Genomic DNA, 16,823 nt, shown 5'->3' with positions numbered 1-16,823 from the left:
GGCACCGATCCCCACGATCGCCCGGCGGCACCCCGCGCAAGGAGAATCACGAATGTACGGTTCCAGCCGTCAATATGCCGAGCAGTACCGCCAGGTGGGAGTGACCAGTGCGGTCGCCGATGCCGATCCGCACAAGCTGGTGGCGATGCTGCTGGCCGGCGCGCTGGAGCGCGTGCGTCGCGCCCTGGCCAGCCTCGAGCGCGGCGACCAGGCCGGCAAGGGCAAGGCGATCGGCGAAGTCTGCGCGATCGTCGGCCACCTCAACGGCTCGCTGGACCATGAGGCCGGCGGCGAGATCGCCGGCAACCTGTCGGCCCTGTACGATTACGTGCTGCAGCGCCTGACCGAAGCCAACCTGCACAACGACCGCGCCGCGCTGGATGAATCGCTGCAGCTGCTGGGCGAGATCGACAGCGCCTGGAACGCGATCCCGCACGAACAGCGCCGCCCGGCCGCGGTGGCGCCATGAGCCTGCCCGAACTGCACGCGCAGCTGGATGCCTTCGAGAAGGCACTGGGCGATGACGCCCTGGACCAGGCCGACAGCCTGCTCGACGGGCACGACAGCACCCTGCATGCCCTGCTCAGCCAGCCGCTGACCGCTGCGGACCACGCGCCGCTGAGCGCCCTGTTCGAGCGCCAGCAGAGCCTTCTGGGCCTGCTGCGCCAGCGCCGCGATGCAGCAGCCGCACTGATGAATGACGGTCAGCGCTCTCTTCGCGCCGCCCATGCCTACCTGCAGGCAGAATCGCTGGCATGACCCAGCTGCCGACCACGTCGCTGCACCATCCTGCCGAAAGCGAGCTGTTCGACGAAACGCTCAGCTGCGAGCTGGCCCTGCCGGCCGAGTTCCAGGCGGGCAGCGCGGCCGGACGCACCAGCGGTGCCGAAGGCCTGCTGCGCAGCTTGGCACTGGTCGAAGACAGCCGTGTTGACGAGCACGACGAGCGCAACGAGGCCACCCTGCAGCTGCAACGCCTTGAAGCCAAGCTGGACCTGGCGATGGTGCTGCTCGGCCGCTTGGTGCGCCAGCAGGGCCTGGAACTGCCCCTGCGCCCGGTGCGCTGGTCGCGCCGTGGCATCCGCCTGCAGCTGGGCCCGCGCAGTGGTGCCAGCCCCGGACAGGCCGGCGTGGTGCGCCTGCAGCCCAGCGACTGGCTGCCCGACCACATCGACCTGCCGGTGGAAGTGATCGCCGAGGCAGCCGACGGCAGCGGCGGCCACTTCCTGTGGCTGCGCTTCCAGCGCCTCGGCGACGGCCTGGAAATGGCAATGGAACGGCACCTGTTCCGACTGCACCGCCGCCAGGTGGCCGAGGCGCGCCGGGCGCGCTGAAAGCTGCCACCATCACGCTTGGCGGGCAAGCCTTGGCGCGCCCGTTCAGCTAAGTTAAGGTGGACTCCCCTACACGGATCTGTTGCGTGCCTGTGCGAGTTCTCATCGTCGACGATCACACCCTCGTCCGCGCCGGCCTGGCGCGGCTGCTGCAGGGGTTTGCCGACGTGCAGCTCGTCGCCGAGGCCAGCAACGCCGAACAGGCACTGCAGCTGGCGCTGCAGCATGCGCCGGATGTGGTGCTGATGGATCTCTCGTTGCCGGGCCGCACCGGCCTGGAAGCGCTCAGCGACATCCGCCTGCGCGCCCCGGGCACCCGGGTGGTGATGATGACCATGCACGACGATGCCGCCCATGTGCGCGACGCCCTGGATCGCGGTGCGGTCGGGTTCGTGGTGAAGGATGCAGCACCGCAGGAGCTGGAACTGGCGCTGCGCGCCGCGCATGCCGGCCAGGTGTTCCTGAGTCCCCAGATCTCGGCCAAGATGCTGGCACCCATGCTGGGCCGCGAGAAGCCTACCGGCATTGCCGCGCTGTCGCCGCGTCAGCGCGAGATCCTGCGCCGCATCGGCAAGGGCGAAAGCAACAAGGAAATCGCCGCGGACCTCGGCATCAGCGTGAAGACGGTGGAAACCCATCGCGCACGCATGATGGAGTCGTTGGGCTGCCGCCGCGCCAATGACCTGTTGCTGCTGGCCGCGCGCCACCAGCACGAGCTGGAGTGATTGCCTGCGAATGGGGTCAGATCCCTTTCCGCAGGAAAGGGATCTGACCCCTGCCCGGCACTGCACCGGCGACGAATTCCCGTCACCCCGACATTCCCTGACAGGAATCCGTACACCGGCCGCTGCAAAACCCGCTGCGTCGGCACGACGAATCAATGACTTGGCGGCCCGTTTCGTCAATATCCCGAGCCAATGTAGGGATAACCCCTACATCCTGTCGGGACAACCACGAATCCCCTCAGGAACCCCCCGATTCCGCCCACGCCGGATCAAAAGCAAGATGCGTTCCACAAGGCGCCGGGGAGCGGCGCCGGGGAACCACGATGAAGGCTGCACTCTCGACCCAGCTGGGCCAACAACTTCACCTCACCCCGCAGCTGCTGCAGTCGATACGGCTGTTGCAGCTTGATGGCCTGCACCTGGAACAGGAAATCCAGCGCCTGCTGGACTCCAACCCGCTGCTGGAGATCGAAGAGGCCGAAGCGCCGGCCGCTGATGCCACCGAGGTCAGCGCCACCACGCTGGAAACCGCCGCGTTCGACGAGCTGCCGGAGTCTTCGATGTGGGACGTGGCCGGCGCCAGCTGGCAGGACGGCGACGACGACCGCATGGCGCGCATTGCCGCCGGTGAGTCGACCGACCCTCAGCTGCGCGTGCTGCAGCGCCTGGCGCTGGACATGGACGACAGCGAACTGGCGGTGGCCGCGTTCTGGCTCGACCACTGCGACGAGGCAGGCTACCTGCAGGCGCCACTGGCGCAGCTGCAGCTGCTGGCCAGCGCCCAGTTCGACATCGCCGCCGAAGGCGTCGAGGCCATCCGCCAGCAGCTGCTGCACGGTGAACCGGCTGGCATGGCTGCGCAGGACCTGCGCGAAGGCCTGCAGGCACAACTGCGCAGCCTGCACGGCGTGGTCCCCGCGCGTCACCTGGCCGCCCGCATCCTCGCTGGCGCGCTCGAGGCACTGGCCGCGCACGACTACCCCGCCCTCGCCCGCCAGCACGACGCCGAGATCGACGACGTGCGCGAGGCGGTGCGCCTGATCCTCTCGCTGCAGCCGCGCCCCGGCGACAGCCTGCTGCCCGAACGCAACGCTGTGGTAGTGCCGGACGTCGTCGCCTGGCACGCCGATGGGCAATGGAAGGTGGCACTGAACCCGGCCACCAGCCGCCGCGTCTCGATCAACAGCCAGTACGAACAGGCGCTGGCCGAAACCAGCGAAGCCGCGCCGGCACTGCGCGAGATGCTGCAGGAGGCGCGCTGGTTCAGCCGCGGCCTGTCGATGCGCTACGACACCCTGCTGCGCACCGCGCGCGTGATCGTCGAGCGCCAGGCCGCCTTCCTGGTGAGTGGCGAAGAGGCGATGGCGCCGCTGACCCTGAAGGAAGTGGCCGAGGAAATCGGCATGCACGAGTCCACCGTCTCGCGCATCACCACCGGCAAGTTCCTGCAGACCCCGCGCGGCACCTTCGAACTGAAGCACTTCTTCGCCGTGCGCCTGGAAGGCGCCAGCGTCTCCGGCCAGGCGGTGAAAGCCATGGTCCGCCGCCTGATCGACGCCGAACCCGCCGGCCGTCCGCTGGCCGACGAGGCCATTGCCGGCCTGCTGTCACGCCAGGGGGTGAACATTGCCCGCCGAACCGTCGCAAAATACCGAGAACAACTGGATATCGCCCCGGCCCGCGAACGGCGCCGGCTCAGCGCCAGGCAACCGCAGCTGGCCCGGGTGGGCTGAAAAGGATGTTGGACATGAACAAGCTCACGGTCCTGCTGGTCGATGACCACGAGGGCTTCATCAACGCGGCGATGCGCCATTTCCGCAAGATCGACTGGCTGCAGATCGTCGGCAGTGCCGGCAACGGCCTGGAAGCGATCGAGCGCTCGGAAACGCTGCGCCCGCAGGTGGTGCTGATGGACCTGGCCATGCCGGAGATGGGCGGCCTGCAGGCCACCCGCCTGATCAAGTCGCAGGACGATGCACCGTACATCGTGATCGCCAGCCACTTCGACGACGCCGAGCACCGCGAACACGCGCTGCGTGCCGGTGCCGACAACTTTGTCAGCAAGCTGTCCTACATCCAGGAAGTCATGCCGATCCTGGAAGGCCTCAGGGAGGAACAGTCGTGAGTGAATCGCGCATCCTGGTGCTGGACAACGACGCCGTGCGCGCAGAGCGCACCGTTGCCCTGCTGGAATTCATGGACTTCAATCCGCGCTGGGTGTCCGACGCGGCCGACTTCGACCTGGGCCGGCAGCGCCAGAACGACTGGATGGCGGTGATCGTCGGCAGCCTGGACGACAGCCCCGCCAGCACCGCGCTGTACAACTGGCTGGGCGGCAGCAGCCTGCCGCCTCCGGTGCTGCTGGCCGATGGTGATGCCGCAGTGTTTGCCCAGCAGCACGGGCTGCATGAAGCGAATATCTGGCCGCTGGAAACGCCGCTGCGCCACGCGCAGATGGAAGCCCTGCTGCGCCGCGCCAGCCTCAAGCGCCTGGATGCCGAGCATCAGGCCGGCGCCGCGCAGGACCAGGGACCCACCGGCAACGGCCCGGCAGTGAGCGCCCTGCGCACCATGATCGAGCAGGTGGCCGCATTCGATACTACCGTGCTGGTGCTGGGTGAATCCGGTACCGGCAAGGAAGTGGTGTCGCGCGCCATCCACCAGCGTTCGCCACGCCGTGACGGACCGTTTGTGGCGATCAACTGCGGCGCCATTCCGGCCGACCTGCTGGAAAGCGAACTGTTCGGCCATGAGAAGGGCGCCTTCACCGGCGCGCTCACCGCGCGCAAGGGCCGTTTCGAAATGGCCGAGGGCGGCACCCTGCTGCTCGACGAAATCGGCGACATGAGCCTGCCGATGCAGGTGAAGCTGCTGCGCGTGCTGCAGGAGCGCAGTTTCGAGCGCGTGGGTGGCAACCAGACCATCCGCTGCAACGTGCGCGTGGTGGCCGCGACCCATCGCGACCTGGAGACCCGCATCGCTGAGGGCAAGTTCCGCGAGGATCTGTTCTACCGCCTCAACGTGTTCCCGATTGAAGTACCCGCGCTGCGCGAGCGTCGCGAAGACCTGCCGGCACTGGTGGAAACCATCGCCGCGCAGCTGGCCCGCACTGGCCGTGGCGAAGTGCGCTTCACCCCGGAAGCCCTGCAGGCGCTGGCCGGCTACGAATGGCCGGGCAACGTGCGCGAGCTGACCAACCTGGTCGAACGACTGGCCGTACTGCATCCGGGTGGCTCGGTGCGCGTACAGGACCTGCCGGCCCGTTATCGTGGCGATGCGGCACTGGCCGCCGTCGCTGCGCTGGCGCCGGCACCGCCCGCCGCCAGCGAAGAGCGACTGGACCTGCGCAGCTTCTCCTTCCACACACCCGGCAGCGGCAACCAGCCGGCGCTGGAACACGGTATCGCCGTCAATCGCCCGGCGGCACCGGCCGCACTGCCCGACGAGGGCATGGACCTGCGCAACCACATGGCCAGCATCGAACTGGGCCTGATCAACGAAGCACTGGAACGCACCCAGGGCGTGGTCGCCCACGCCGCCCAGCTGCTTGGCCTGCGCCGCACCACCCTGGTGGAAAAGCTGCGCAAGTACGGCATCGAACGCGAGCAGGCCGAACTGGCCGGCTGAACCGCGCCACCAGCATGAAGGGGGCACGAACGCCTGGGCTCGCCCGGGCGTTGGTGTTTTGGGCGCCTGGGCTCACATCCCCTTGCTGCGGAGCGGGATCTGAGCCCATTGCTTTTGCACGTTTTCCTAGAGACAACACCGCCGCAGTGCGGAGCATGGCGAGGACACCCCCAAGGAGGTTCCACCATGCATCGCCTTGCCCTGCTCGCCACCCTGCTCTGCCCGGCCCTGGCCACCGCGGCCAACTGCACGCTACCTGTCACGCTGGACCAGCGCCACTTCACCAACCTCAGCGATCCGTTGTATGCGCCGGACAATCCGAACGCCGGACGCATGGTGCAGGTCAGCTTCACCGGCAACCAGTACGTGCTGGATATCCTCGGCACCGACCTGCGCATCGGCGGCAGCTACCGCTACCAGCGCCTGGCCCCGCATATCGCGGAGATCCAGATGAGCGAAAGCCACCCGGCCGGCCCCGCACGCTACACCCTGCTGCTGACCTGCCTGAGCGACCGCCAGGGCCGCTTCATCTACACCCAGCACGACGGCCCCATCGCCCCGCGCCAGCGCCAGAATTCCGGCCACTGGACCCTGCAGCCGTAGGCCAGAAAACCGACGCCGGTTAAATGGCGCCTTCAATGGGGTCAGAGCCCGTTGCGTTGCAACGGGATCCGACCCCGTGCCGACCAACGGTCGGCACCCACCATCAGTAGCAGGTTTCAACAGATCGCGGCCACCTGTCGCCGGACCCAGCCCGCCACCCCACGGATAGCCCGATTTTGACGTTGACGTTGACGTTGATTCGGCGAGTGCAGGGCGCAGCCCTGCCAGCACACACACACCAGACCCTCACGTCACTGAATCGAAAACCGGTTTCGGCACGGCACTTGCACCTGCTCCAGCAGACAACCCCATCCCTGTTTCTGGAACCGTTGCAGATGTCCCACTCCGTCACTTCGATCCTTTCGCAGATCCGCTCCTATCAGACCCAGATGGGGCAGCCGGCGCTCAACCCGCTGGGCGAAACGCCGCGCAGCAATGCCCTGCCGGGCACGGTGCTGGAAGCACCGCAGGCCCAGCCGGCCAGCTTCACCGAAACCCTGCGTGGTGCGATTGCCGGCGTCAACGATGCGCAGCAGAAGTCCGGCGCCCTCGCCAAGGCCTTTGAAATGGGCGACCCCAGCGCCGACCTGGCCAAGGTGATGGTCGCCTCGCAGCAGTCCCAGATCGCCTTCCGCGCCACCGTGGAAGTCCGCAACCGTCTCGTCCAGGCCTACCAGGACGTGATGAACATGCCGCTGTAAGGAATAGAGACGCATGGCACTGACGCTCTCCAAGGACAGCCTGAACGCCGAAAAGGCCGGGCAATGGTTCGACCGCCTGCAGAGTCTGCAGATCACCCGTCGGCTGGGCCTGATGGCGATGATCGCGGTGGCGGTGGCGGCAGGCCTGTCCGTGTTCTTCTGGTCACAGAAGCCGGGCATGGTCCCGCTTTACACCGGCCTGGACCAGAAGGCGACCGCTGAAGCGACCGACCTGCTGCGCGCCGCGCAGATTCCGTTCGCGCTCGATCCGGCCACCGGTGGCATCACCGTGCCGGAAAAGAACCTGCACGACGCCCGCCTGAAGCTGGCCGGCTCCGGCCTGACCGACAGTGGCAAGCTCGGCTTCGAGCTGATGGAACGCGACCCGGGCTTCGGCGTCAGCCAGTTCGTGGAAAGCGCGCGCTACCAGCACGCGCTGGAAACCGAACTGTCGCGCACCATCAACACGCTGCGCCCGGTACGTGATTCACGCGTGCATCTGGCCATTCCCAAGCCCAGCGCCTTCACCCGCCAGCGTGACGTGGCCAGCGCCTCGGTCACCCTGGAACTGCGGGGCGGCCAGCAGCTGGAACGCAGCCAGGTGGACGCCATCGTGCACATGGTCGCGGCCAGCATTCCGGACCTGGCGCCGGAACGGGTGACCGTGGTCGACCAGAGCGGGCGCATGCTCAGCATCACCGACCCGAACAGCGAGGCGGCGGTCAACGCCGCGCAGTTCGAGCAGGTGCGGCGCCAGGAAACCTCGTTCAACCAGCGCATCCGCGAGCTGCTGGAGCCGATGACCGGCCCCGGCCGCGTCAACCCGGAAGTGAGCGTGGACATGGACTTCTCGGTGACCGAGGAAGCCCGTGAGCTCTACAACGGTGAACCGCAGAAGCTGCGCAGCGAGCAGATGAGCGAGAACACCACCAGCACGCCGGGTCCGCAGGGCGTGCCGGGTGCCACCAGCAACAGTCCGCCGGGCCAGCAGGCCGCGCCGGCCACCGCGCAGACCCCGACCGAAAGCAGCAAGAACGCCACCCGCAACTACGAGCTGGACCGCACCCTGCAGCACACCCGCCAGCCGGCCGGCCGCATCAAGCGCGTGTCGGTGGCGGTGCTGGTGGACAACGTGCCGCGCGCCGGCGCCAACGGCAAGATGAGCCCGCAGCCGCTGTCGGCCGCCGAACTGACCCGCGTCGAGGCGCTGGTCAAGCAGGCCGTCGGCTTCAACGCCGAGCGTGGCGACACCGTGTCGGTGATGAATGCCCCGTTCGTGCGCGAGACCACGCCCGAACAAGGCCCGGCCTGGTGGGAGCTGCCGTGGGTGCACGATGCAGGCCGCATGCTGCTGGGCGCGGTGGTGGTGCTGGCGCTGCTGTTCGGCGTGCTGCGCCCGGCGCTGCGCGCGATCACCGGCCAGAGCAAGAAGAATGACGAACAGGCCCTGGAACCGCACACCGCGGATGTGCAGCTGGTCGATGACGATGGCATTGCGCTGCCAGCGCTGGGCACCGACCGGGCAAGCCTGGGCGGACCGGATGCGCTCGCACTGCCGGTGGATTCATATGAGGAACGACTGCGGATGGCGCGTGAAGCCGTGAAGACCGACTCCAAGCGCGTGGCCCAGGTGGTCAAAGGCTGGGTGGCCAATGACTGAGGCACAACTGACCGGAGTACAGCGCGCGGCCGTGCTGCTGCTTTCGCTGGGTGAGCTGGATGCGGCCGAAGTGCTGCGCCACATGGAACCCAAGGAAGTACAGAAGATCGGCATCGCCATGGCCACCATGACCGACATCACCCGCGAGCAGGTGGAGCGGGTGATGGACCAGTTCGGCCAGGAACTGGGCTCGAAGACCTCGCTGGGCGTGGGCTCGGATGACTACATCCGCAACATGCTGGTGCAGGCGCTGGGCAGCGAGAAGGCCGGCAACCTGATCGACCGCATCCTGCTCGGCCGCAACACCACCGGCCTGGACGCGCTGAAGTGGATGGACCCGCGTGCGGTGGCCGACCTGGTGCGCAACGAGCACCCGCAGATCATCGCCATCGTGATGGCGCACCTGGAAACCGACCAGGCCGCCGACGCGCTGAAGCTGCTGCCGGACCGTACCCGCGTGGATGTGCTGCTGCGCATCGCCACCCTCGACGGTATTCCGCCGAACGCGCTCAATGAACTCAACGAGATCATGGAGCGCCAGTTCGCGGGCAACCAGAACCTGAAGTCATCGAACATCGGCGGCGTGCAGTGCGCGGCCAACATCCTGAACTTCATGGACAGCGGCCAGGACCAGGCAATCCTGGGCGAAATCGCGCGCATCGATGCGCCGTTGAGCAACCGCATCCAGGACCTGATGTTCGTGTTCGACGACCTGGTCGACCTGGACGATCGCGAGATGCAGCTGGTGCTGCGCGAGGTGAGCGGCGAGCGCCTGGGCCTGGCCCTGCGCGGCGCCGACATCAAGGTGCGCGACAAGATCACCCGCAACATGTCGCAGCGCGCGGCCGAGATCCTGCTGGAGGACATGGAAGCCCGCGGCCCGGTGCGCCTGTCCGACGTGGAAGGCGCACAGCGCGAGATCCTGGCGATCGTCAAGCGCATGGCCGATGAAGGCACCGTCACCATCGGTGGCAGCGCGGAGGCCATGCTGTGAGCAACGTCGTGCGCTGGCTTGCCCCGGACCTGCTGGCCCAGCCCGAACCAGTGCTGGAGCAGGAGGATGCGTTCGAACTCACCGAGCCGGATCCGGAACACGAACCGGAGCCGCCGCTGCAGCTGCCGACCCTTGAAGAGATCCAGGCGATCCAGGACAACGCCGAGAAGGAAGGGTTCGAACAGGGCCATGCCGACGGCTACGGCCAGGGCCAGGCCGAAGTACGTCGCCTCGCCGCGCAGATCGAAGGGATCCTGGACAACTTCAGCCGGCCGCTGGTGCGGCTGGAGAACGAAGTGGTCGGTGCACTCGGCGAACTGGCGGTGCGCATCGCCGGCGCACTGGTCGGCCGCGCCTACGAAGCCGAGCCGGCACTGCTGGCGCAGCTGGTCGGCGAAGCGATCGACGCCGTGGGGGGCAGCACCCGCGAGGTTGAAGTGCGGCTGCACCCGGATGACATCGCTGCCCTCGCCCCGCTGCTGAACCTTTCACCGGTGCAGCGCCTGGTACCGGATACCAGCCTCAGCCGTGGCGACCTGCGCGTGCACGCCGAAGCCGTGCGCATCGACGGCACCCTGGAAGCCCGCCTGCGCGGGGCCCTGGATGCGGTGATCCGCCAGACCGGAGCCACCGCATGAGCGTCGGACCGCAAACCACTCCGCCGCCGGCCGACTGGGCCGTAGCCCGCAACCTGCGCCTGGCGCGGCGCCTGGATGGCCTGCGCGTGGACACCGCGCATGGTCGTGGCCTGATCCGCGAGGGCGTGTTGCGCCGTGCGGTCGGGCTCACCCTGGAGGCGGTCGGCTGCGAAGCGCCGCTGGGTGCCAGCTGCAAGGTGGAAGTGGTCGATGGTGGCTGGGTCGACGCCGAAGTGGTCGGCTTCGCCGGCGAGCGCACCTACCTGATGCCCAGCGCCGAACTGCATGGCCTGCTGCCCAATGCCCGGGTGGTGCCATCGGCGCGCCGGGGCGGCGTGGAAGTGGGCGAAGGCCTGCTCGGCCGCGTCATCGACAGCGACGGCGTGCCGCTGGATGGCAAGGGCCCGATCCGCGCCGAAGGCCATGTTGGCATGGCCGGCGTGTCGATCAATCCGCTGGCGCGTGAACCGATCACCCAGCCGCTGGACGTGGGCGTGCGCGCGATCAACGCGCTGCTGCCGATCGGCCGCGGCCAGCGTGTCGGCCTGTTCGCCGGCTCCGGCGTCGGCAAGTCGACGCTGCTGGGCATGATGACCCGCTACACCGCCGCCGACGTGATCGTGGTCGGCCTGATCGGTGAACGTGGCCGCGAAGTACGCGATTTCGTCGAAACCACGCTGGGCGAAGAAGGCCTGCGCCGCGCCGTGGTGGTGGCCAGCCCCGCCGACCGACCGCCACTGGCGCGCCTGCACGGCGCCTACCGTGCCACCGCCATCGCCGAATGGTTCCGCGACCAGGGCCTGAACGTGCTGCTGCTGATGGACTCACTGACCCGCTTCGCCCAGGCGCAGCGCGAGATCGGCCTGTCGGTCGGCGAGCCGCCGACCACCCGCGGTTACCCACCGTCGGTGTTCGCCAAGCTGCCGGCACTGGTCGAACGCGCCGGCAACGGCGCCAAGGGACGTGGCTCGATCACCGCGTTCTACACGGTGCTGACCGAAGGCGATGATCCGCAGGATCCGATCGCCGATGCCGCGCGCGCGATCCTCGACGGCCACATCCTGCTCTCGCGCCGCGTGGCCGACAGCGGCTTGTACCCGGCCATCGACGTCGAGTCGTCGGTCAGCCGCGTGGTCACGGAAATCGCCGACGAACCGTGGCGCCTGCGCATCCGCAAGTTGAAGCGACTGGTCTCGGCCTACTCGGCCAACCGGGACCTGATCGCGATCGGTGCTTACCAGCGCGGCAACGACGCGGCCACCGACGAAGCCCTGGAACGCTGGCCGGAAATCATGGAGTTCCTCGGCCAGGACGTTGCCAAGGCCGCAGATCTCCCGCACAGCCAGGCGGCGCTGCAGCGCCTGGTGGAACAAGAGAGTTAAGCCATGAACCAGTCCAAGCGCATCGATCCCCTGCTCAAGCGGGCCCAGGAACATGAGGACGCGGTCGCCCGCGACCTGGCCGAACGCCAGCGCGTGCTCGACACCCATCTGTCGCGACTGGACGAACTGCGCCGCTATGCCGAGGAGTACGCCAACGCACAGATGGCGGCGACCAGCCCGGCACAGTTGCTCAACCGCCGCGCCTTCCTCGATCGACTGGACAGCGCGGTCGAGCAGCAGCAGGCCACGGTCAATGGCAACCGCGAGAAAGTGGAGGCCGAGCGCGCGCGCCTGATCCTGGCCAGCCGTGACAAGGCGGTGCTGGAGCAGCTGGCCGCCAGCTACCGGGCGCAGGAAAAGGTGGTGACCGACCGCCGCGACCAGCGCGAGATGGACGACATTGGTGCACGGCGTGCACGCCTGGTGCAGGCCGAAGACCAGGACGGCGCCGAGCAGGGAGGCCGCTCGTGATGCCCGCCCCGCTCGCCAGCAGCGCCAACACGGCCACGCCCGCCACCAGCAACAGTGCCGCACGCGCCTCGCGCAGCGAAGGCGGAAAGGACTTCAGCCAGCTGCTGCAGGGCGGCGCACCGTCTGCACCCACGCCAGCCGGGAGCGCCACGACGCCGACGCCATCCACGCCGAGCCCGCCATCGACTGCCGACAGCAATGGCCAGGCACCGGATGAACGCAATGCGGGCGCCGAACCGGCAACTGCTGAAACGCCGTCGCTGCCACCCGTTGCCGCGACCCCAGCGGGACCCGGCACCGAGAAGGACAAGCCCGCCGCGACCGAGGACGCCCCGTGGCCACCGCCCGGCCTGGCCGGCCTGGTGCTGGCGATGCCGATGCCTGCCGATCCGGCCGCTGCTCTGCCGACCACCGCGGCACCGTCGCTGGCCAGCGACGGTAGCGCGCTGCCTGCTGCTGCCCCCGCCACGAACCCGACACTGCCTGCAGACGCGCCGGCAGCGGCAACCGCAGCCCCAGTGGCGGCTGACGCCAAACCGGCGGCGACCAGTGCGGACGATGCCACGGCGCTGCCACTGCCGGAGATGATCCTGCCCGGCAAGCGCAGCGAGCACGGCGAAGGCAGTGACGTGGCCGCCGTTGGCGACCGCGCCAGCACACCCCTGCTGCACGCCCCGGCAGCAGCCGCCGTACAGGACCTCAAGGCGGCGCTCGCCGCCGGCAATGCGATCTTCAATGGCGAGCCGACGCCGAAACCCGTGCTGGGTGACGATGGCTTCGACCAGGCCATCGGCGCACGCCTGGGTTGGCTGGCCGACCAGAAGATCGGCCACGCCCACATCCGCCTGAGCCCGGACGACATGGGCCCGGTCGACGTGCGCCTGCAGTTGAACGGCGACAAGGTGCATGCCAGCTTCAGCAGCCCGCACGTGGACGTGCGGCAAGCGCTGGAAAGCAGCCTGCCGCGCCTGCGCGAGCTGCTGGGCGAACAGGGCTTCCAGCTGGCCCACGCCGATGTCGGCCACCAGTCACCGGGTGGTGAGGGCAATGCGCCGGGCCAGCCCGGTGGCAGCGGCATCATCGGCGACGGAGAACCGACGCCGGGCGAGGCCAGCGTGTCGTCGGCGCAGTTGATCCGCCAGCGCGGACTGCTGGACGCTTACGCCTGACAGGCGTGCCGACCAAGGTTGGCACCTACCGGCACAGGTTTCCGACGGAATTCCGTCGCATCCCGCTGCCCGGCCTTCGGCACGCCCCTTGCATATCCCGGTGAAGCAACCCTCAGGAGCTTCACCCGTGGCCGCAGCCGCTGACAAAACCAAGAAGACCGCAGAGAAGGACAAGGCCGCCAAGCCGCGTAGTCCGATCCTGATCACCGCGCTGGTGGCCGTACTGGCCGCCGCTGCCGCCGGTGGCGGCGTGTGGTTCTTCACCCAGTCCAAGCACGAAGAGAAGACCGCGCAGGCGCCGAAGAAGAGCGCGACCCCAGCCCCGGCACAGTACTTCGCGCTGGACCCGGCCTTCGTGGTCAACCTCAATGGCCCGGTCGACGGCCCGCGTTACCTGCAGCTGGAGGTCCAGCTGATGACCCGCGACCCGGCCGCGCTGGAAGCGATCAAGACCCACGCCCCGGCCATCCGTGCGCGCCTGCTGATGCTGTTCTCGCAGGTCAGCCCGGACCAGATCGCCGATGTCGCCGGCAAGCAGAAGCTGCAGGCCGCCTCATTGGCCGAGGTGCAGAAGGTACTCAAGGCCGAGACCGGCAGCAACGGCGCCGACGATCTGCTGTTCACCAGCTTCGTGACCCAGTAAGGGCCCACCGATGAATGATCTGCTGTCCCAGGACGAGATCGATGCCCTGCTCCACGGCGTGGACAGTGGCGCGGTCGAGACCGATGCGGAACCCCCGTCAGGCGAAGCGCGCTCGTACGACTTCGCCAGCCAGGACCGCATCATCCGTGGTCGCATGCCGACCCTGGAAATGGTCCATGAGCGCTTCGCGCGCCTGTGGCGGATCGGCCTGTTCAACCTGATCCGCCGCTCGGCCGAACTGTCGGTGCGCGGCATCGAACTGATCAAGTTCAACGACTACATGCACTCGCTGTATGTACCGACCAACCTGAACCTGATCCGCTTCAAGCCGCTGCGCGGCACCGGCCTGATCGTGTTCGAGCCGACCCTGGTGTTCGCCATCGTCGACAATTTCTTCGGCGGCGACGGGCGCTACCCCACCCGCATCGAGGGCCGCGAGTTCACGGCTACTGAAATGCGGGTGATCCACCTGCTGTTGAAGCAGACCTTCGCCGATCTGCGCGAAGCGTGGGCACCGGTGATGGATGTCGACTTCGAGTACATCAACTCAGAGATCAACCCGCATTTCGCCAACATCGTGACCCCGCGCGAATATGTGGTGGTGTGCCGCCTGCACGTCGAGCTCGACGGTGGTGGCGGCGACATCCACGTCACCCTGCCCTACTCGATGCTGGAACCGATCCGCGAACTGCTCGACGCCGGCATCCAGAGCGACCGCAACGACCGCGACGAGAGCTGGGGCAAGACCCTGCGTGAGCAGCTCAACGTCGCCGAAGTCACCCTGTCCAGCGTGCTGGCCAGCAAGCGCATGACCCTGCGCGACCTGACCCAGCTGAAGGTCGGCGACATCCTGCCGATCGAGCTCAGCCCGCAGGTGCCGCTATGCGTGGAGAACATCCCCGTGTTCACCGGCGAGTTCGGCATCGCCAACGGCATGAACGCCGTGAAGATCACCGCTACCCATCCGCCGGGCACCCGCCCGCGCGTACCCGTCATCCAGGAAGACCCGCAATGAACGATATCGACGCCCTCGAACCGACCCCGGCCCAGTTCAGCAGCCTGCAGGCCGATGAGGCGAATGGTCCGGACCTGAACCTGGACGTGATCCTCGATGTGCCGGTGACCCTGTCGCTGGAAGTCGGTCGTGCCCGCCTGCCGATCCGCAACCTGCTGCAGCTCAACCAGGGGTCGGTGGTGGAACTGGAGCGCGGTGCTGGCGAATCGCTGGACGTGTTCGTCAACGGCACCCTGATCGCCCACGGCGAAGTAGTAGTGATCAATGACCGCTTCGGCGTGCGCCTGACCGACGTGGTCAGCCCCAGCGAGCGTATCCGGAGACTGCGTTGAGCCTGCTGGCCTCCACCCTGCTGGCGGTCGGCAAGGCCGCCGCGCCGATCGGCCCGCAGGTCGGCCAGCATGCGGCCGCCGCACCCAGCCTGTTCGGTGCGGTGCTGGCGCTGCTGGCGGTGCTGGCGCTGGTGATCGGCCTGGGCTGGCTGCTCAAGCGCATGCCTGGCAGCGGCTTCCGCCCGGCCGAAGGCATGAAGCTGGTAGCCAGCCTCAGTGTCGGCGCCAAGGAGCGCGTGGTGGTGGTGGAGGTCAACGGCCAGCAGCTGCTGCTGGGCGTCACCGCCGGCGGCATCAACACCCTGCACACCCTGCCCGAACCGCTGCCCCCCCCTGCACCGGTGCGCGTGCCGGACTTCAAGAATCTTCCGAATTTCGCCCAGCTGCTGCAGCAGCGGCTGCGCAAGGATCCCTGACATGCGTGTCACCCGTACCCGTCCCGCCACCCTGATGCCGTGGCTGCTGTTGCTTGCCCTGTGCCTGTTGCCGGCACTGGCGTTCGCCGCGCCCGGCGCACCGACCACGCCGCTGCCGGACATCAATGTCGGCAAGATCGGCGGTGCACCGGTCAGCCTGCCGCTGCAGACCCTGCTGCTGATGACCGCGATCACCCTGATCCCGTCGATGCTGCTGGTGCTGACCTCGTTCACCCGCATCATCATCGTGCTGGGCCTGCTGCGCCAGGCGCTGGGCACCGGCCAGACGCCGTCCAACCAGGTGCTGCTGGGTCTGGCCCTGTTCCTCACCGCAATGGTGATGATGCCGACCTGGGACAAGGCGTGGAGCGCGGGCATGGCGCCCTACCTCAACGGCGACATCGACTTCCAGACCGCATGGACGCTGACCACGCAGCCACTGCGCGGCTTCATGCTGGCGCAGATCCGCGAGACCGACCTGATGACCTTTGCCGGCATCGCCGGGCATGGCACCTACGCCAGCCCCGACGCGATCCCGTTCCCGGTGCTGGTCGCTTCGTTCGTCACCAGTGAACTGAAGACCGCCTTCGAGATCGGATTCCTGATCTTCATCCCGTTCGTGATCATCGACCTGGTCGTTGCCAGCGTGCTGATGTCGATGGGCATGATGATGCTGTCGCCGATGCTGGTCTCGGCGCCCTTCAAGATCCTGCTGTTCGTGCTGGTCGATGGCTGGGTGCTGACCGTGGGTACGTTGGCGGCGAGCTTCAATCCGGCCTGATATCCCCCGTAACGCGCAGTCGAGCAGGGCTCGACTCTACATGAGCAGATGGAATCCGAATGTCTCCCGAACTTGCCTTGACTGAACTGCGTGGCGGCCTGATCACCGTGTTGTGGGTGGCCGGCCCGCTGCTGCTCACCGTACTGGTGGTGGGCGTGGTGGTTGGTGTCGTGCAGGCCGCGACCCAGCTCAATGAACCGACCATCGCCTTCGTCGCCAAAGCTGCAGCACTGACCGCGGTGCTGTTCGCACTGGGCAGCCTGCTGATCGGCCACCTGGTTGAATTCACCACGCTGCTGTTCCAGCGCATCCCACACCTGATCGGCTAGGGC

Annotated in this window: 21 protein-coding genes; all 21 read left to right on the top strand. The window is 67.9% G+C overall.

What is annotated here, in order from left to right; translation table 11 throughout:
- The first annotated feature begins 52 nt into the window (after positions 1-52).
- The 21 genes from fliS (at position 53) to ACEPA4_RS09530 (ending at position 16,820) form a co-directional block, all read left to right on the top strand.
- Positions 53-469, top strand: a complete 417-nt coding sequence (gene fliS, locus ACEPA4_RS09630; RefSeq protein WP_005416447.1) for a flagellar export chaperone FliS — start codon at positions 53-55, stop codon at positions 467-469.
- Positions 466-759: a hypothetical protein gene (locus ACEPA4_RS09625; protein WP_005416446.1), complete on the top strand. Its 294-nt coding sequence runs from the start codon at positions 466-468 to the stop codon at positions 757-759. Before fliS ends, ACEPA4_RS09625 begins: the two co-directional genes overlap by 4 nt.
- Complete coding sequence (locus ACEPA4_RS09620; protein WP_069138606.1) at positions 756-1,334, top strand: PilZ domain-containing protein; 579 nt, start codon at positions 756-758, stop codon at positions 1,332-1,334. Before ACEPA4_RS09625 ends, ACEPA4_RS09620 begins: the two co-directional genes overlap by 4 nt.
- 92 nt (positions 1,335-1,426) lie before the next feature.
- Complete coding sequence (locus ACEPA4_RS09615; protein ID WP_005413261.1) at positions 1,427-2,059, top strand: response regulator transcription factor; 633 nt, start codon at positions 1,427-1,429, stop codon at positions 2,057-2,059.
- A gap of 323 nt (positions 2,060-2,382) precedes the next feature.
- Positions 2,383-3,792, top strand: coding sequence for an RNA polymerase factor sigma-54 (rpoN, locus tag ACEPA4_RS09610; RefSeq protein WP_164093465.1), 1,410 nt, complete (start codon positions 2,383-2,385; stop codon positions 3,790-3,792).
- A gap of 14 nt (positions 3,793-3,806) precedes the next feature.
- Positions 3,807-4,184 (top strand): response regulator transcription factor, encoded by a 378-nt coding sequence (locus tag ACEPA4_RS09605; RefSeq protein WP_005409556.1) that lies wholly within the window; start codon positions 3,807-3,809, stop codon positions 4,182-4,184.
- Complete coding sequence (locus tag ACEPA4_RS09600; protein ID WP_262090554.1) at positions 4,181-5,686, top strand: sigma-54 dependent transcriptional regulator; 1,506 nt, start codon at positions 4,181-4,183, stop codon at positions 5,684-5,686. Before ACEPA4_RS09605 ends, ACEPA4_RS09600 begins: the two co-directional genes overlap by 4 nt.
- A gap of 186 nt (positions 5,687-5,872) precedes the next feature.
- Positions 5,873-6,289 carry a hypothetical protein gene (locus ACEPA4_RS09595; RefSeq protein ID WP_049460596.1) on the top strand — a complete coding sequence of 139 codons (417 nt, stop codon included), beginning with the start codon at positions 5,873-5,875 and terminating at the stop codon, positions 6,287-6,289.
- Positions 6,290-6,624: 335 nt separating this feature from the next.
- Positions 6,625-6,990: a flagellar hook-basal body complex protein FliE gene (gene fliE, locus ACEPA4_RS09590; RefSeq protein ID WP_005416441.1), complete on the top strand. Its 366-nt coding sequence runs from the start codon at positions 6,625-6,627 to the stop codon at positions 6,988-6,990.
- A 13-nt stretch (positions 6,991-7,003) separates the two neighbouring features.
- Positions 7,004-8,650: a flagellar basal-body MS-ring/collar protein FliF gene (gene fliF / locus ACEPA4_RS09585; protein ID WP_005416440.1), complete on the top strand. Its 1,647-nt coding sequence runs from the start codon at positions 7,004-7,006 to the stop codon at positions 8,648-8,650.
- Positions 8,651-8,657: 7 nt separating this feature from the next.
- A complete protein-coding gene (fliG, locus tag ACEPA4_RS09580; RefSeq protein WP_024958226.1) occupies positions 8,658-9,644 on the top strand; it encodes a flagellar motor switch protein FliG in 987 nt (328 codons plus the stop codon).
- Entirely contained in the window at positions 9,641-10,282 is a 642-nt protein-coding gene (locus ACEPA4_RS09575) for a FliH/SctL family protein (RefSeq protein WP_111178516.1), read from the top strand. The genes fliG and ACEPA4_RS09575 overlap by 4 nt, the downstream gene beginning before the upstream one ends.
- Entirely contained in the window at positions 10,279-11,664 is a 1,386-nt protein-coding gene (locus ACEPA4_RS09570; protein WP_049412897.1) for a FliI/YscN family ATPase, read from the top strand. The genes ACEPA4_RS09575 and ACEPA4_RS09570 overlap by 4 nt, the downstream gene beginning before the upstream one ends.
- Positions 11,665-11,667: 3 nt before the next feature.
- Positions 11,668-12,135, top strand: a complete 468-nt coding sequence (gene fliJ / locus ACEPA4_RS09565; RefSeq protein WP_005416437.1) for a flagellar export protein FliJ — start codon at positions 11,668-11,670, stop codon at positions 12,133-12,135.
- Complete coding sequence (locus tag ACEPA4_RS09560) at positions 12,135-13,304, top strand: flagellar hook-length control protein FliK (RefSeq protein ID WP_262090551.1); 1,170 nt, start codon at positions 12,135-12,137, stop codon at positions 13,302-13,304. Before fliJ ends, ACEPA4_RS09560 begins: the two co-directional genes overlap by 1 nt.
- Before the next feature lie 127 nt (positions 13,305-13,431).
- Positions 13,432-13,947 (top strand): flagellar basal body-associated protein FliL, encoded by a 516-nt coding sequence (gene fliL, locus ACEPA4_RS09555; protein ID WP_005416435.1) that lies wholly within the window; start codon positions 13,432-13,434, stop codon positions 13,945-13,947.
- A 10-nt stretch (positions 13,948-13,957) separates the two neighbouring features.
- Complete coding sequence (gene fliM, locus ACEPA4_RS09550) at positions 13,958-14,962, top strand: flagellar motor switch protein FliM (protein ID WP_005416434.1); 1,005 nt, start codon at positions 13,958-13,960, stop codon at positions 14,960-14,962.
- The gene (gene fliN / locus ACEPA4_RS09545) at positions 14,959-15,294 is read left to right on the top strand and encodes a flagellar motor switch protein FliN (RefSeq protein WP_005409543.1); all 336 of its coding nucleotides are present in this window, start codon (positions 14,959-14,961) and stop codon (positions 15,292-15,294) included. Before fliM ends, fliN begins: the two co-directional genes overlap by 4 nt.
- A gap of 17 nt (positions 15,295-15,311) precedes the next feature.
- The gene (gene fliO, locus ACEPA4_RS09540) at positions 15,312-15,710 is read left to right on the top strand and encodes a flagellar biosynthetic protein FliO (protein WP_171956126.1); all 399 of its coding nucleotides are present in this window, start codon (positions 15,312-15,314) and stop codon (positions 15,708-15,710) included.
- Position 15,711: 1 nt separating this feature from the next.
- Positions 15,712-16,491 carry a flagellar type III secretion system pore protein FliP gene (gene fliP, locus ACEPA4_RS09535; RefSeq protein ID WP_005416432.1) on the top strand — a complete coding sequence of 260 codons (780 nt, stop codon included), beginning with the start codon at positions 15,712-15,714 and terminating at the stop codon, positions 16,489-16,491.
- A 59-nt stretch (positions 16,492-16,550) separates the two neighbouring features.
- A complete protein-coding gene (locus ACEPA4_RS09530; protein WP_005413254.1) occupies positions 16,551-16,820 on the top strand; it encodes a flagellar biosynthetic protein FliQ in 270 nt (89 codons plus the stop codon).
- Positions 16,821-16,823: the final 3 nt, after the last annotated feature.

The organism is Stenotrophomonas sp. P2112, from assembly GCF_041897515.1.
Taxonomy (GTDB): domain Bacteria; phylum Pseudomonadota; class Gammaproteobacteria; order Xanthomonadales; family Xanthomonadaceae; genus Stenotrophomonas; species Stenotrophomonas sepilia.
This window is presented reverse-complemented; position numbering and strand designations above follow the sequence as displayed.